At 37.7% G+C, this 15,890-nt stretch carries 11 protein-coding genes; 4 read left to right on the forward strand and 7 right to left on the reverse strand.

Annotated elements, in window-relative coordinates; genetic code table 11:
• Positions 1 to 76 precede the first annotated feature (76 nt).
• Positions 77 to 925 carry a tetratricopeptide repeat protein gene (locus tag LEP1GSC190_RS01665; RefSeq protein WP_002745760.1) on the forward strand — a complete coding sequence of 283 codons (849 nt, stop codon included), beginning with the start codon at positions 77 to 79 and terminating at the stop codon, positions 923 to 925.
• Between the two features lie 640 nt (positions 926 to 1,565).
• Positions 1,566 to 3,446 (forward strand): sphingomyelin phosphodiesterase, encoded by a 1,881-nt coding sequence (sph, locus tag LEP1GSC190_RS01670; RefSeq protein ID WP_036047603.1) that lies wholly within the window; start codon positions 1,566 to 1,568, stop codon positions 3,444 to 3,446.
• 181 nt (positions 3,447 to 3,627) lie between these two features.
• Here the strand turns inward: sph and LEP1GSC190_RS01675 are convergent, their stop codons facing one another.
• The 4 genes from LEP1GSC190_RS01675 to srpA all read right to left on the reverse strand — a co-directional run bounded on the left by LEP1GSC190_RS01675 (position 3,628) and on the right by srpA (position 7,953).
• A complete protein-coding gene (locus LEP1GSC190_RS01675) occupies positions 3,628 to 4,593 on the reverse strand; it encodes a hypothetical protein (protein WP_002745740.1) in 966 nt (321 codons plus the stop codon).
• Positions 4,590 to 5,945: a hypothetical protein gene (locus tag LEP1GSC190_RS01680; RefSeq protein WP_002745711.1), complete on the reverse strand. Its 1,356-nt coding sequence runs from the start codon at positions 5,943 to 5,945 to the stop codon at positions 4,590 to 4,592. Before LEP1GSC190_RS01680 ends, LEP1GSC190_RS01675 begins: the two co-directional genes overlap by 4 nt.
• 2 nt (positions 5,946 to 5,947) lie before the next feature.
• On the reverse strand, positions 5,948 to 6,472 hold the full coding sequence (locus LEP1GSC190_RS01685; RefSeq protein WP_002745769.1) for an RNA polymerase sigma factor: 525 nt from the start codon (positions 6,470 to 6,472) through the stop codon (positions 5,948 to 5,950).
• A gap of 275 nt (positions 6,473 to 6,747) precedes the next feature.
• Positions 6,748 to 7,953 carry a sigma factor sigX-regulated lipoprotein SrpA gene (gene srpA / locus LEP1GSC190_RS01690; protein ID WP_002745764.1) on the reverse strand — a complete coding sequence of 402 codons (1,206 nt, stop codon included), beginning with the start codon at positions 7,951 to 7,953 and terminating at the stop codon, positions 6,748 to 6,750.
• Between the two features lie 532 nt (positions 7,954 to 8,485).
• Between srpA and LEP1GSC190_RS20940 the strand changes: the two genes are divergently transcribed.
• Positions 8,486 to 9,270, forward strand: a protein-coding gene (locus tag LEP1GSC190_RS20940; RefSeq protein WP_420844245.1) for an IS5 family transposase whose coding sequence is annotated in 2 segments (ribosomal slippage) — positions 8,486 to 8,834 and positions 8,834 to 9,270 — 786 coding nt in all. Because the reading frame shifts where the segments join, the coding sequence is not laid out codon by codon here.
• Positions 9,271 to 9,433: 163 nt separating this feature from the next.
• On the opposite strand, the gene LEP1GSC190_RS01705 is transcribed toward LEP1GSC190_RS20940, so the two are convergent.
• The 3 genes from LEP1GSC190_RS01705 to LEP1GSC190_RS01715 all read right to left on the reverse strand — a co-directional run bounded on the left by LEP1GSC190_RS01705 (position 9,434) and on the right by LEP1GSC190_RS01715 (position 14,450).
• Positions 9,434 to 11,296: a RecQ family ATP-dependent DNA helicase gene (locus LEP1GSC190_RS01705; RefSeq protein ID WP_002747565.1), complete on the reverse strand. Its 1,863-nt coding sequence runs from the start codon at positions 11,294 to 11,296 to the stop codon at positions 9,434 to 9,436.
• Positions 11,297 to 11,478: 182 nt separating this feature from the next.
• On the reverse strand, positions 11,479 to 13,431 hold the full coding sequence (mnmC, locus tag LEP1GSC190_RS01710) for a bifunctional tRNA (5-methylaminomethyl-2-thiouridine)(34)-methyltransferase MnmC2/FAD-dependent 5-carboxymethylaminomethyl-2-thiouridine(34) oxidoreductase MnmC1 (protein ID WP_002747326.1): 1,953 nt from the start codon (positions 13,429 to 13,431) through the stop codon (positions 11,479 to 11,481).
• A complete protein-coding gene (locus LEP1GSC190_RS01715) occupies positions 13,431 to 14,450 on the reverse strand; it encodes an LIC10647 family lipoprotein (RefSeq protein WP_002762503.1) in 1,020 nt (339 codons plus the stop codon). The genes mnmC and LEP1GSC190_RS01715 overlap by 1 nt, the downstream gene beginning before the upstream one ends.
• 109 nt (positions 14,451 to 14,559) lie before the next feature.
• Here LEP1GSC190_RS01715 and dusA point away from each other — a divergent pair, with 109 nt between their 5' ends.
• Complete coding sequence (gene dusA, locus LEP1GSC190_RS01720) at positions 14,560 to 15,624, forward strand: tRNA dihydrouridine(20/20a) synthase DusA (protein ID WP_002747511.1); 1,065 nt, start codon at positions 14,560 to 14,562, stop codon at positions 15,622 to 15,624.
• Positions 15,625 to 15,890: the final 266 nt, after the last annotated feature.

Below are 15,890 nucleotides of genomic sequence, written 5' to 3' on the forward strand. Positions count from 1 at the left end.
TTTTCCCCCAATTCTATTTTCGGGTGATAAATAGAAAACTTGATTATTTTTTGAAAATTTTTAATCTGTCTAAACTGTGAGTTTCCCTACACTGATCAGATCTGCGATTCAGAGGGAGAATCAAAGAGAATTCACCAAAGCTTTCAATCTCTACAAAGAAGCTCTCTCTTTTACCGATAATCCTAAAACGATTCTTAAGATACGTAATCGTCAGGCCTGGTGCCAGTATCATATTGGAAACACTCGGGAGACCTTAAATCTCTTTCATGAAATCATCACCAAGTATCCGAACGAGCCCGGAAGTTATTTGTATTACTCCAACTATCTCATCAAAATCAGCAATTTTAAACAGGCTAAAAAGATTCTTACAAAGGGGATCGATCTCTATCCGGATCAATTGGAACTTTATCTGACTTTGGCCTCCCTTTTGAAAGATACCGATCGATCCAATGAGGCAATTGCGGTTCTAAAGCAGGCTTTGGCGCAAGAAAAACTTTCAAGAGGAAGAGGAATTCTTCGTAAAGACATCTGGGCGGAACTAGGACACCTTTATTATCAAAGAGGAAATTACAATTCTGCATTGGTTTCCCTCAAAACGTCGATGCGTATGGATAGCGACGAGAATTTTCTTCATTACGATATGATTGCTCAGTGTTATCTGAAAGTTTCCGATCACAAGAATGCCCTTAAGTTCATCGATTTATATGTTCAGTATTTTGGAGAATCCGATTCGGACATTCTAATTATCAAAGCACGAGCGCACGCTCAGCTCGGTGAAAGTCATCTAGCCTGTGCATCCTTATTACAGGCGTATTCCATGGAAAATGGCCTCAAACTGAACGCGGAAGACATGATCGATTTTGCTCCTTTACTTCAAACCGGTTTTTTTGATACATTAGAAAACGTTGAAATAGAAGAGCCTTAAGCGGATTTGAATGATTGTTCGGCGGATCTTTTTTTCGTTGTTTTATTAAGAATTTGTTCCAAAACTTTAGGATGTTGCTGGAACTCCTACTAGTTTAACAATAATAAAGTCTCTTCGAAAGTCCATAAATTTCTCAAAAAGAAGTAATCTGTGTGTGGGAACTCCTATATTTTATTACGAACTTACTGAATGATTATAACTGATTTCTTTAAGGTTTTTAAGACAGGCTCTGATATATTTGAAATATAATCCTGGTTTTTTATGGAACGGTTTTCGAAATAATAAAATGTATATATTATATTTTTAATGTAATTTTTTTTATAAATGTCATATAGTCCGCCAGATATAAGCTTTCAAAAATAATAAAAAAATTCGGCATCGTTTCCATATGACATGTGATTATCAAATTTCTTTATTTAATCTTAAAACATAATCTAAAAAGTAAACAAAGACATCATTCGCTTTTAATTGTTTATTTTTATATATCTAAAACATTAGCGGTTACTTTAGGGATCGATATTTTTAATTTCAATTACTTGAGCATTATTTGAAACCGAATCGTTTTTTATAAAATACTATTCTTCTTATTGAGCTCTATGTTATAGTATGGGCATTGATTTAAAAAGTATGGAGATAGTGTATGAGAATAAAAAAATATACAAAAGTGGGACTTTTTATAAATTGTTGTCTCTTATTATTTTTTCTAATAGATTGTGGGGCCGATAGGCGATCATTGTATAACGATTTACTTGTGTCTCTGATTTACATTTTAGGTAATAAGAACATTGATTCTGCAAATTCTGATTTAACGAGTTCCGGCTCTGTAAGCTCTAATCCCGTAGATGCCGCTTCTGCGAATTCTATTCCTGAGAATTCTATTTCTGAAAATTCTATTCCTGCGAATTCTATTCCTGAGAATTCTATTTCTGAAAATTCTATTCCTGCGAATTCTATTCCTGAGAATTCTATTTCTGAAAATTCTATTCCTGAGAATTCTATTCCTGAGAATTCTATTCTTGAAGATTCTATTTCTGAGAATTCTATTCCTGAGAATTCTATTCCTGAAAATTCTATTCCTGAGAATTCTATTCTTGAAAATGTGGAAATTAAAATTCTAAGCCACAACGTTTTCTTGTTGCCAAAAGCGCTTCCAGGTTGGGGAAGTTGGGGACAAAGTACAAGAGCGGAACGGATCGTAAGTTCGAGTTATATTCGGAACCAAGATGTCATTGTGTTCGATGAAGCTTTTGATACAAATGCAAGAAAGGTTCTCTTGGACGGAGTTCGTTCGGAATATCCATATCAGACCGATGTGATTGGAAGAACCCGAGAAGGTTGGGATGTTACTTCGGGTAATTATAGAATTGATGCGTTCATTAACGGAGGGGTCGTCGTCGTAAGCAAATGGCCTATCGAAGAAAAAATACAACACATCTTCAAAGATAAAGGATGTGGTGCGGACATTTTTTCTAATAAAGGTTTTGCTTATGTGAGAATTAATAAAAAGGGAAGGAAGTTTCATATTATTGGAACTCATGTACAGGCGCAAGACTCTGGGTGCGCGAACTTGGGAAAAGTCTCAAGAATCAATCAATTCAAAGAGATCAAAAATTTTATCGATTTGAAAAAAATCCCGCAAAACGAAATGGTTCTGATCGCAGGAGATTTGAACGTAGTCAAAGATAGCGTAGAATATTATGATATGCTTTCTGTATTAAACGCAAACGAACCTAAATATGTGGGTGTTCCTTTTACGTGGGATACGAAAACCAACGAAATCACCGCTTTTTATTACAAGGAAGAAGAGCCGGTATATTTGGATTATGTACTCGTTTCGAAATCACACTTTCAACCTCCCGTTTGGCAAAATTTAGCTTACGATCCGATCTCTGCAAAAACGTGGACCATAGATGGATATACGAGTGATGAATTTTCTGATCACTATCCCGTTTATGGTTTTGTCTATGCGGATTCATCCACGCCTACGAAATCGGGACGTAAAAGGAAATATGACCGAGTTTCTTTTGTCTCTGCAGCTACCGGAAGGAGAATTCAAGCCGGTTCTGAAGAATCAAACGCATGGTTGAAAGTGGATGCTACGGCAGAAACTGATTTCACAAAATTCAATTTAGTACAAATTTCTAATCCCGATTCGAATCCTTCCTGTATGACAAGTGGGTTTGTCCGAATAGAACCTTCTCAGTCTTTAAACTACTTTTGGAATTGGGGGCTCGGTGGAGGTGGAGGTAACTACGCATACTATCCCAAGTTCAATGACGGGTCGAACCGAATCCAAATCTTAAACTTAGACGGAGGATGTTTACGGGATGGGAGTCGAATTGCATTCAAAGATTATGATACTGTTTCAAGGAGACAATATTTTCTCACAGTTTGGGAAGGTGGGAACTGGGATAAATATCTTTATCTTTGGAGAAGCTGGATCGGTCTAAGGGAAATTTTTTATCTCAAGTTGGATTCCTCTCCCGAAAAAGATTGGAGTTCGGATCTAATTTATCGTTGAACTTTAAAAATCAAGTGAAAGGCGGCAGGGATCTCCTGCCTCTTTTCGTATACATAGAATTCTTATATCGATCTAGGACTTTACGGATATAATAAGGCTCTGATTCTGACTTTAAGTAGGGATTTGCGCTAAAACTGACGGTAGGGGAATTAGTAGTACGAAGAGGCTCTTAGGTTTTATTTTACAACTTTAATCCGCCGCCGATCATAAAAATCGGTTCGTTAAAATGATAAGAGTGCATTGCTCCAGTCAAATTTGTTCTTCGATATTGTAGGGCTATATTAAAAAAGTAGGATTCTAATTCCCATTGAATGCCGGTTCCCACAAAAAGAGTCGTTTGTAATTTGGAATGTATTCCACTTTCAAAACTTTTTCCGATTCCTAAGCCTACTTGAGTAAACCAAAGAATAGACTCGGAAAGAGGAAAATAATATTTCACTCCCGGCAATAGGGAAAGAGTTTCTATATTAACTTTATCTTTTCCTTGTTTATCAAAATGAAAATTTCCTTCAAACAGAAACAAATTCACGGAAATACCGGCTAAAGTTTGGTATTCCGGGATAGAGTTCAAATTAGAGTTCGTAAGAATTCCAACAAGGGGAGAAATTTTACGATTTGGAAAAAAATAAGAGTTTCGTTCGAGTCCGAGTGAAAAACCAAGGTTCGAGCTGTGGCGATATTCACCGTTAAAAGAAATTGTCTGAATGCTTGTGGTATATTTTTTCTCTAAATAGGGATCTATATAAATTACGCCCGCAATAAGGTCCGTGATATTGTATCCACGATCAAAGTTTGTCTTTTCCGTTACTTTGGAATCCCAGCTTGATAGATTCCAAGAAAGATAGAATTTTTTTAAATTTTTATATTCTTTTTTTTTATCTTCGACTTCCGGTTTTTCGATTTCCGAAATGAGAATTTTTTCAACTAGAGTTAAATCGATTTTTTCGACTTTGCCTGTTTCGTCTTCGACTAAAACGTGATTTTCCCGCAGAGAAGTTTTGACGTTTTCTATTTTTCTTCCATCTTTTAGAATCAAAGTATTTCCAAAAATCCAAATCGGATTTAATATGAGGCATATACAAAGAACTTTCGGGAGAAAGAAACTTAGAATGCTTTTGGAATAGTGATTTGAATTTAGAGTCTTCAAAATGAAATTGATTCTATATTTGCAGATTCGATGGTTCTTTTTTTTCCGTTTTCTTCCAAAATATATTGGTTTCCGTACTGTATTACGTTTCCCTTGAGTATCGTTCCATCTTTGAGTTGAATCGTTTTATTTCCTAAACGTATAGGCTCTATGGGCTTTTCTTGGTTGATTTTACTTTCGGTATTTGTAGCGGTCGAAGTTTTTCTTCCAATTGGTTCCTGTTTTTTTTCTATTTCCGGAAATTTTATGGGCTCGGAATTCCCGAGATGATTTGAAAAATTTTCTAAATCTTCAATGTTCGACTCGTCCAGAGAGGTTTTCTTTTTTTGTGAGACGTTTTTTACGATTTGTTGTCGGATTTCTTTTAGAATATTCAATTTTTCTTGTGCGTTTTTTATATCGAACCGATTTTCTTTCAAAGTTTTAAGTAAACTTTCTTCCAGACCTCCCGATAGATTTAGAGGTTTTATTTCAAAAGAAGAATTGGAGATGTCTTCCGAAGAGGTCTCCATCCATACTTTTTTTAATTCTGTCTTTTGCCAAGAGTTTGAATCTGCTTGTCCATCGAAAGAGTGTTCTATCGATTCTTCTTTTTGGGGATCTAGTAAGAACGGAAGTAAGTATTTGATCCCGGATCGGATTTGTACGGAGCCGTTCCACACGCTGATTTTATAACGATTTTCCGCACTTTCGATCCATACTTTGGTTCCGTTTAATTGGATAGCGGTTCCGTTGAGATAAATCTTAGTTTGAGACGTCGTATTCGTTAACGTTTCGTTTAACAAAAGATTTCCTTTTTGTACAAAAATGGATAAGCCGTAGCCTAACGTTGCCGCCTCTTGATTCGTTTCGGTTAGTTTTAAGATGCGCACTTCCGAATTCGGAAAGATTCTAAAATGAACAAGACCTTGCTCTCCTTGAATTTTCACTTCGCAAAAAGAATTTTGATCAAGGCGAATCCAATCGTGGCGTAAAATTTTCGGATTGCAAGCCCCGGTAACTTCCATAGGGATCATCTCTGTTTTATGGAACATTTCCATCTTAAAGATTACGGGCAAGGAGACAATTAAGGAAATAACTGCAGCTATAGCCAGAAATTGATTTTTCAGGTTTCCTTGAAATAAACGTACTTTAGGAGAGGGTTTTGATGATTCTGAAAGAATCTGCTCAAGAACGAGTTTGTGTTGTTTTAAACCCGTTTGCATTTTCACATAGTTGTCATATCTCTTTTCAAGTTCTGGATGAAGAGTTATGATTTCGTTTAATCTTTTGTTTTCTTCTGATCCGGTTTCCCCAAAAAGAAACAAGGACATCAGTTCTTCGAATTCCTCTTGTAGATCTTTGTTTTCCATAATTACAATACCACTTTTTTTCTTTCTAATTCTACTCTAAGTAGATCCAATGCTTTTAATAGTTTCCTACTTACGGTTCTCGAAGATATGTTCAACGCTTGTGATGTTTTTTCTAAAGTATAATTGTTGATCTCTTTCAATAAGATGATACTTTTTTCTGGTTCTGGTAAAGAAGAAATAACTTCTCTCAATTCATCCTCCACGATTCGCGTTTCTATTATCTGAATAAAATCGTCTTTCACTGGAAACGATTCTACAAAAGCGCCCTCTCTTTCTATTAACAAATCCTTCTTTCTCTTTTTTCGATAGGTATAGTAAGTATTTTTTGCGATCGTAGCCGCCCATGCGTAAAAACTTCCTTTTTCCGGTGAAAAATTCGGAAATGCTTTATAGAGATTCAAAAAAACTTCCTGAGCGATATCTTCCACTTCTTCGGGATCGGAGGAAAGAAACCGGATTATCTTGTAAATCGAGTCCTTGTAGTTTTGATAAAATAAAGAAAAATCGTGATCTTGATTTAATTTCATAATTTATATTCTACGTATAAGAATTCAAACTGGATGGATTTTTCTCTTAAGAAAACTTCAGTTCGATTTCGACTATTGAAATTAAAAACGATTCTCCGAATAGAAAATTTTCAAAACACAAAGGATCAAACTATAATTCCGTAATAATCCGCTTCTCCAAATTCGATAGAATGTAAATTAATGGCTACCCTCCTTAACTTCGGATTAATTCGAGAAAGAACCCGATTGGATTCTTTCTCGGTTTTTCCTGATCGTCTATAAACTATATAACCTTTTCATTTTAGAGAACTCACGATAGTTGGCAAATGAAAGATCATGTTTTTTCTTGCGGTATTCGTCAAATTATCCTCGCCACTGATCGCGTTTGGCCTGTCCGCCGTATTCGATTGAGGAGAGAAAACGTTATTACCGTCGTTAGAATCCCAGAATAGAACATTATTGACAGAGACTTCGAATAATAGTTTCCCTCCGCCCGTTTTGGAAGAATTGAATGGTACGACTAAGATATAAGGATCTTTCGGTGCCAATCTCGCTGCTGCGGGAGGTAGTTCATATTTCAACTTAATATCCGTGGAAAATCCGGAACCGGAATGTGGAGCTGGGTTTTGGTATATTTCTGCAGAATCGAGATCTGATCCTAAAAAGAGTCCGTTGCCTGAGTCGATTAGGGCTTCGCGGATTTTGCAGTTTGGATTGAAAATTATATCCTCCACCTTGAAGTAGATATAATCGTGCGTGGAAAGATAGGATTTAGGACATTCATTGGAAAATATTTTTGTTCCTACGTCCCCTCTACGCGTATTTCCTGCAGGGATGTTATTGCGTATCAAGTTGTTCAAAAACAAACTTGTATATCGATAGGCAGGGTCGGGCGCTTGTTCCGGCGATAAATAGTAAGTGAAAGAGTAAGCAACAATTCCAATTCGATCGAAATCTTTTATTATTTCATTTGGAATCGGACTATGAAGATCTATAAATCCGCTATCTTCTCCTTTGAGACCCACAGGCCATATACCCGAGCAAGGACCATATTCTCCTCCACCGTAACGCAAAACCCAATTCACGTTTTCTAATGTTTCACTTCCAACTGCGGGCCCACCATTGGCAACGGATTTGTAGGCAACTATTTTGCAAATCTCGATTCCTGCTCCGGCTGGAGTGATAAAATGATCCGTAAAACCGTCAGCTGCACCGTCTCCATAATTTTGCGGATCATTACCCGCAAGATCACTGACTTTTCCGGAAGAAAAGAGAGATCGATATGTTTGGGAGTCTCCTATTCGAGTGGAAGCTGAAGAGCTTGCGTTGGAAAGTTTAAATTCGGCTTTATTTTCGTTTAACTTCATTAAACTTAAAGCCAACAACAGATTTTTATCATCGTCTTTATCTTTCTTACAACTCGTAATTGAGAATAACGCCGCCATTGCAAAAACTGCAATTTGCAACATTCCTCTCTGAGATTTATTTTTATCTTGTTTCATCGTATTGAACCTCCAATGAAATCACGAAAGAAATATAGAAAGGGTTTAATGTAAGTGAGACAGGTTTTGTAAAATTTTTTTATAGTTTTAGTTCCGACAAGATGGTTTTGTTTAAGGGAACCTCTATCATTGATTGGTCCTAAAACGGCGATTTTGCGCTGAAATTTGATTTTAGAATTCGTTTATTAAGAGTCCGTCTTAAAAACCTTAAAAGAAATCAGTTATAATTGATTCAGTAAGTTCGTAATAAAATATAGAAGTTCCCACAAATTACGTCCTTTGATAGTTTACGAGCTTTCGAGCATATTTTATAACTGTTACGTTCTCGTTGATATTATTCCGAGGTTTTGGGACGGCTCTAAGTCTTTTTTGAATTGGTCCGGGTGAAAATTTTTAAAAAAACGAATTTAGAAATCTTTCCAAAAACTTGAAAATGTGGAAAACTTCTATGAGGTTATCTCAAAAACCGTCATCCGTGTAGTCAGACTTAAAATTTCTTGTACTTAAACTATAAATAATATAATTGATCGTTATGAGCCGATTAGGTGACTTAACGAACGAACAATGGGATTTGCTTTGCGATTTACTTGTAGAACCCGAAGCAAGAGATGACGGTAAAGGTCGTCCGCGTGTAAATTCAAGATCAATTTTGGACGGTATATTATGGATTCTTCGCACTGGTGCTCCGTGGATAGACCTACCTGATAGATATCCCGCATATCAAACATGCCATCGAAGATTTCAAGAATGGCGCAAAAATGGAACCCTGGATAAAATTTTAGAAGCGCTTCTTCATGACTTAGAAATAAGAGGCAAGATGGATTTAAGCACGTGTTTCATTGACGGGACTTTTGTTCCTGGAAAAAAAGGGGCCTACGTATTGGCAAAACTAAACGGGGAAAGGGTACAAAAGTCATGGTTATCGTCGACAAAAATGGTATTCCTATCTCCGCCGGGATTGAAAGTGCTTCGCCGCATGAAAGTAAGCTCGCGGAAGGTGCAATCATCCGCAAAAAAGTCAAAGGCAAAATCAAAGATTTAGTCGGAGATCGTGCTTACGATTCTGATCCTTTAGATGAATATCTTAAAAAGAAATATAAAGTAAATTTGATCGCTCCACACAAATCAAATCGAAAAAAGAAAAAGACACAGGATGGACGTAAGTTGCGGAAATATCGTGGAAGATGGAAAATTGAACGAACTTTTTCTTGGCTACAGAACTTCAGAAGATTTGCAACTCGATACGAACGAAACGATCAAAACTTTTATGGAATTCTGATACTCGCATGTATCATGATCGTTATTAGGAGTTTTTGAGATAACCTCATATTTTAAACGACAGGAAAAAATTGTACAAACGACCAAAGAGACGTAATCTGTGGGTACTATATTGCATCTTTTTGATGGCACTTGGCAATTATGATCTCGTTTTAGGTTTTAATAAAAATTCTAAATCTCGGGATTTTCGCAAAAACGAAGCTCATTTCCATTTTTCTAGGATTTTCAAAATATCATTCCCGAATTTTTCAACTTTAGCGGAACCCATCCCTTTGACGAGAGATAACTCTTCCGGAGTAGTCGGCATTACCTTTGCGATTTGAACGATCACTGGATTTTGAAGTACCATAAATTTTTTCCATTTCCTTTTTCTGGCTTCTCTATCACGAAAGTTTTTCAATTCTTGAACAACGTTTTTCGGGGAATTCTTTTCTGCACCAGTATCCGATTCTTTTTTCTTTCTTGGAGTTTTAACGATTACGGTTGATGAAAGGATAAGTTTCGGGTATTTGTTTCCTACGATTTTTACTTTTTTTTTCGCAATCCATTCATCCAAAGTTTTTAAAATCGCTTCCTCCGGAATTGAGTGCAAAGAACCGTACCCGACTAGACGATCTAATTTTTTTCTCAAGATTTCGTTTGATCTGGAACCTCGTAGAACACCCGCGATCATCCTTTTACCGAATTTACCGGGAATCTGTTCTAAAACTTGTTCTATCATTCCCAATTCATCTTTGGAAAAATCATACTTTTCCCTTTCTTCTTGTTTTTGTTTTTTGACTTTTTCTCTTTCGAGGAATTGATCTCTAGCGAATGAAGTATTTGAAGATTCTTTTTCCGAACAGATGTCGCAGGTTTTGCAAGGTTCTATTTCTTCGCCGAAGTAAGAACAAAGAATTTGTTGTCTGCATCGATTGGAGATCGCATATTCTTTTACAAAGGAGAGTAACGTTTCTCCCCCTTTTCGATTATTTTCTTTTCCGATAATGAAATTCTGAGTTACCAGATCGGAAGGATGATAAAAAAGGATACAGTTTGAGGACTTTTCATCCCTTCCGGCTCTTCCCGCTTCTTGGTAATAACTTTCCAAAGACGCAGGGATTTGATAATGAACGATCAAACGAACGTCCGGGTTATCCAAACCCATACCGAACGCGTTAGTTGCTACAAGTACGTTCGTTTTTCCAATATTATACCCGTTTTGAGTTTTTTCCCGGCTCGAATCGCTTCTGCCCGCGTGATATTTACCGACTTTAAATCCGTTTTTCTTTAGGAAATTGTAGATTGATTCTACCTTTTGTCGGGTTGCGCAGTAAATAATTGCTTTCCCGCTTTCGGTTTTTTGAAAATTTCCTCGGATTAAAAGTTTTAAAAGTTCATTTTCTTTAGAAGTTTCATTTTGAGGGAATCGTACGGAGAAGTTCAGATTTTCCCTGTAAAAACTTCCTTTGATCAAAGTATGGTTTTTGAGTCCGAGAGAGTTGGATATGTCTTGGATGACTCTGGGAGTTGCAGTGGCGGTTAACGCTACGATTGGTATTTGGTGTTGATATTTATCCCTGAGTTCGTAGAGTTTTCGATATTCCGGTCTAAAATCGTGTCCCCATTGGGATACGCAATGTGCTTCGTCTACGGCAATCCTACACAGGGGAAGTTTCGGAAGAATTTCAAATACTTGTCTGCTCAGAGCTTTTTCCGGTGATAGATATAAAATTCGAATTTTACCCGTGCTTGCTCTACTTAGGATTCTAAGCTGTTCCAAATCGTCTTGAGTTGAATTGCAATATTCCGCGGCGATTCCCTTTGCTTTAAGAGAATCTACTTGATCTTTCATCAGTGCGATTAAAGGAGAAATCACAAGGGTCAAAGAAGATTGGTCTAAAACGGCGGGAAGCTGATAGATAAGCGATTTCCCTCCTCCGGTGGGAAGAATAACTAACGTATCTTTTCCACCCAGAACGGATTCGATCGATTCTTTTTGACCAATTCGAAATCGGGACATTCCCCAGATTTCCTTAAGAGAGGATTCTAAATTTAGAATACGATTGTTTTGTTCCGAATTCATTTAGTTCCAGCCGAAAAATCTTTCTTGCGTGTAGTTTGCTTCTGCCGAAAGGTCTAAGATACGCTTTGTAATGGGATCCATAGGAAGCTCCGTGTTGAATTTTTTAGAGTGTAAAAGGAGAGAGTAATCGATTCAAACATTTGAAATACAATCCCTTTCACGTTTTTTATATTGAACTCATTCTACTTACGAATTCTTCGATAGAGGAATCGAGCCGGATGCAACGATTCCAAGATAGAAAATTCGACAGGAGCGGGTTCTCCTAGTATTAAAGAGGCAAGAATCTCCGCACCTAAAAAAGAACTCAAAACCCCCCTCGAACCTAAACCTCCGAAAACGTATAAGCCCGGGATCGTTTTGAGGTTTGGAAACTTTTTGTTTCGATTTCGAGGTAAATCAATTTCTTTGTAAGTTTCCCGAAATACTTTCGGATCAAAGATTGGACCAATGATTGGGAACCGATCCGGAGTTTGAGCGCGGAATCCCGTTTTTTCGGAAAGAACGCAGTTCGAATCGAATCCTAGAGTAGGGTATTTGGTTTGAACGTGTTGCAAAAGCAAGTCCGTATCTTCTTTTCGGGGCTCCAGGTTCAAGTCGAATTCGTCGAACGTGGATCCTAGAATATGTTCTCCTTGAACGGAAGGCGTCAAATAGTGTTCTGCACAAAGAATGTTTGGAATACGAGAGGAACTTTCTGTTTCTTTTAAGGATATAAGTTGTCCCCGGACTTTGTTTATCGGAAATATATCTTCTCCTTCAAACAGAGATGATACTAATTTTCCAATCAAATAAGAATTACAGAATATAATGGAATTTGCAAATATTTCCTGATCTGATTTTTTTAAACCGAGTTTCCAGGAAGTTCCAGTTCGTTCGAAGGAATTTGCCGTGTCCCGTATCAATTCGATTCCAGATTGGTCGGCGCATTTTCTTGAGATGGAGCCGGGTTGGGTCCAAAAACCGCTTTGGAAAAAGACTCCTAGTTCTTTGTTGAATAGGTTGTCTTTGTGAAAATCGAAGTCGTTTGGTTTCCAGGAAGCGATTTCTTCGGTAAGTTTATGATTCTCTATACTTTTTCGGAATCTTTCGGAACTCATTTCCTCTGTTACTCCGTGAAACAATCCGACTTTTCCGAATTGGTCTTTGTCGGCAAATGAGGAAAGAAAAGAAAGCGCATATCGAAATGCGCGTAACGTAAATAAACTGATTGGTCCTGGAATTTTCGTGAGATGCGGATGAGAAATTGCTCTCGGAATTCCAGAGGTTTCGTTTGCGATTCCGGACGGGTCGATAAGGAAAACTTGAATTCCTCTTTTTGACAAGGAATAAGCAAGCGCCGAACCTGCGATCCCGGCTCCGATGATCGCCGCAGTTTTAATTTGTGATTCAGGATCGGAACGTTTGCACCAGGGTTTTTCTTTGGGAATCGATTCTTTCGTTTCGGAAGGGTGATTCGAATATTTTCCGGTCAACATTTCCCTTTTCCTTCCGAAACCGGGCCGTTTTTCCAACGTGAAGCCGACAGCGGATAAGGAATCTCGGACTGTTCTTGCAACGGTAAAAGTAGAAAACGTGGTTCCGGATTTGGAAACGTTTTTTAAGTTTCTGAGAGTTGGTTCTTTCCACATCTCTGGATTTTTAGAAGGGGCAAAACCGTCCAAAAAAATAGCATCTACTTTTCCTGAAATTTCGTATAACGCGTCTGCAACATCCCCTAAGAAAAGAGTTAGGTGAATTTTTCCTTCTAAAAATTGGAAGTAGTTCATTCCTGGAATAAGATCTTGATAAGAGGATAAAAATTCCTCTTTGATTTCCTCCAATTCGGAAAACACAGAAATCGCTTTTGAGATTTCTTCCCGACGGAGAGGAAATTTTTCAACCGATATAAAATGAAGTCGAAACCGGTTTTTGTGTTCTAAATACTCTTTCCAAGTCGTAAAAAAATTAAGCCCGGTTCCGAAGCCTAGTTCCAAAATACAAAATGAATTTTGAATATTTGAATTTCTCCAACGATTGGGAAGATCGTTTCCTCCGATAAAAACGTGTTTGGCTTCTTCTAAGCCGTTTTCGGGGGAAAAGTAAATATCATCGAATCGATCCGATACGGGAGTGAGATTGTTTTTCCAGGATAACATTAGATTTTCGGAGGCACAGGTTCCGTTGGTTTTGGAGGAGCGGATTCTACACCGGGACCGCTTTCTTTACGTAGTAAATCATCCGATGTCAGTCTGGATAATTGGATTTCTTTTCGAATTCCAATTCGGAAAGTGTTCATTGTTAGGTAAAGATCGTGGTAGCCTTCCCCGTTGGAAGTGGGTATTGTCTGGGTAAGCGGGGTTTTGCCAAAGTTCCCAATGCTGAATACATCTCTGTCGCTATATTCCCTATTTCCGATACTTGATAATTCCATATACAGATACAAATTATAGAAAATGGTATCTTCAAAAAATCGACCAATATTATATTCGTATAATACTTTAAATCCTGCGATTGCTCTTGTTTGGTTTCTTGTGGTGGAAACTCTGAAACCCCTTTCCAAAATATCAAAATCGTAGATACTATAACCGAGGTTGATTCCGATTCCCAAATTCCAATTTTGAAATTCCAAAAATCCTAGATAAAGAGTTCCATAGAATTGGTAATCCATGTATAAGTATTCCGCTTTTCTAGCAAAAGGGTCGGAAAGAGGATATAATCCATATAAGGCTTGTTCTATCAGATTTGAATAAATTCTTCCGTCATCCGGAAAGTTGAGAAGATTTCCTCGAAAGCTTCTGGGAGATGTGATCGTAAAGCCATAGGCGACGTAGTTCAAAAATTTGAAATAGCCCGTAAAAGGAAAACCGGGTAGTCTTCTAGGAATGGAATCGACCGTATAAAAAGGTACTGATTTTGGGGGATCATGATTGACCGAGAGATCATTATTTTTCGGCGTTTTAAAGCCAGCATTCGTTCGAATGAGATTTTCCAACGGAGTGTATTTCGTAAAAAAATTTAATTCGGTGGAATCCACTCCTCCGGTAAGAATCACGGTTTCAAAAAAAGATTCGAGGGTTCTACAAGAGAAATGGACTGTACAACAGATCCATATCGATAAAACGACAATTCTTTTCGATATCAATATTTCCGATTTCTGATCGTCTGAAAGACTCATCTTTTCCTGACATTTTTTTATGATTCATTCTGAGTTCCAAGTCGTAATTGAAAAAGAGGATTCTTGACCGAAGGGATTTGGAGGGGAATTCTGGCAATAGAATCCTCTTATGTCAGAGAAAGGTGCTAAAATTCCGAAGCGGTATCCGGTTTCGCTTGCTCCGATGATGGATTGGACCGATCGACATTTTCGATATTTTTTAAGACTCATTTCCAAACATACATTTCTATACACGGAGATGATCCATACCGGTGCTGTTCTCCATGGGGATCGTCGTCGATTTTTATCGTACAGTCTGGAGGAATTACCGCTTGCGATTCAGTTGGGAGGAGACGACCCAAAAGCCCTTTCGGAATCTTCGAAAATCGCTGAAGACTACGGATATTCCGAGATCAATCTGAATGTGGGTTGTCCGAGCGATCGGGTAAGAGAGGGAAACTTTGGCGCTTGTTTGATGGAAACCCCCGAGAAGGTCGCCGAACTAGTCTACGCAATGGACGCTTCCGTTTCTATTCCTGTGACTGTAAAATGTAGGATTGGAATTCCTGGTAAAGAAACTTTGGAAGACCTGTGTCGGTTTATAGAATGTGTCCGCCAAGCAGGTGTTAGGCGATTTATCGTTCATGCAAGAATTGCGATCTTAGGCGGACTTTCTCCGGCCCAGAATCGTCAAATTCCCCCTTTACATTATGCGTACGTTGAGTCCTTAAAGGAAGAATTTCCAGATCTTTTAATCGAGATCAACGGAGGAATTCGAACTCTTGCCGAAATGCAGGATAGACTCAAGACGAATGACGGAGTGATGATCGGAAGGGCCGCATACGAAAATCCCTATCTTTTTTCGAAAGTGGATTCCTTGTTTTTCCGTGATAATTCTCCTTCCTTAAGTAGGAGAGAGATTTTGCTTCGAATGAGAGATTATATCGAAGAGGTTGTTTTGAAAGAAAAGAATGGAAAACCGCATCATGCACTTAGGCATATGTTGGGTTTGTTTCATGGAGAGAAAGGCGCTCGTAGTTTTAGAAGAATTCTCACGGAAAGAATGTACTCCGCTTATTCAAGCAATCTTTTATCGGATGCCGTGCAAGAGGTTCCGAATGATTCGTTGGATTTGAAACTAAAAACATATCATACATCGTTATATGATTTGGATGTAAATCTTATCGATGGATAACTTTTGCTTTTTTTAAAGCGAGTGAAAGCTCATTTCTTTTATTTTTCTTTTTCCCTAAAATCATTAAAAAGTCTGAATTTAGATTGTCGTTTTGTGATAGATACTTTGTATAAAAACGAAGCGACATCTTTTAGGACGTTATATATGGTTCGTTACTTTATTTATCGATCTTGTATTACAAATTAAGTTAAACGGAATTATGGGTTATTTCGTGATACATCCGATAGGATTTGATAATATTCTTGTTTTCTATTTCTGGACCGAAT

This window comes from Leptospira mayottensis 200901116, assembly GCF_000306675.2.
GTDB classification, from domain to species: Bacteria; Spirochaetota; Leptospiria; order Leptospirales; family Leptospiraceae; genus Leptospira; species Leptospira mayottensis.

What these genes read in the sequence shown, in the direction of transcription:
- sph (WP_036047603.1), top strand. Translation starts at nt 1,566, where the DNA reads ATGAGAATAAAAAAATATACAAAAGTGGGACTTTTTATAAATTGTTGT.
- LEP1GSC190_RS01680 (WP_002745711.1), bottom strand. Translation starts at nt 5,945, where the DNA reads ATGGAAAACAAAGATCTACAAGAGGAATTCGAAGAACTGATGTCCTTG.
- LEP1GSC190_RS01685 (WP_002745769.1), bottom strand. Translation starts at nt 6,472, where the DNA reads ATGAAATTAAATCAAGATCACGATTTTTCTTTATTTTATCAAAACTAC.
- srpA (WP_002745764.1), bottom strand. Translation starts at nt 7,953, where the DNA reads ATGAAACAAGATAAAAATAAATCTCAGAGAGGAATGTTGCAAATTGCA.
- LEP1GSC190_RS01705 (WP_002747565.1), bottom strand. Translation starts at nt 11,296, where the DNA reads ATGAATTCGGAACAAAACAATCGTATTCTAAATTTAGAATCCTCTCTT.
- mnmC (WP_002747326.1), bottom strand. Translation starts at nt 13,431, where the DNA reads ATGTTATCCTGGAAAAACAATCTCACTCCCGTATCGGATCGATTCGAT.
- LEP1GSC190_RS01715 (WP_002762503.1), bottom strand. Translation starts at nt 14,450, where the DNA reads ATGAGTCTTTCAGACGATCAGAAATCGGAAATATTGATATCGAAAAGA.
- dusA (WP_002747511.1), top strand. Translation starts at nt 14,560, where the DNA reads ATGTCAGAGAAAGGTGCTAAAATTCCGAAGCGGTATCCGGTTTCGCTT.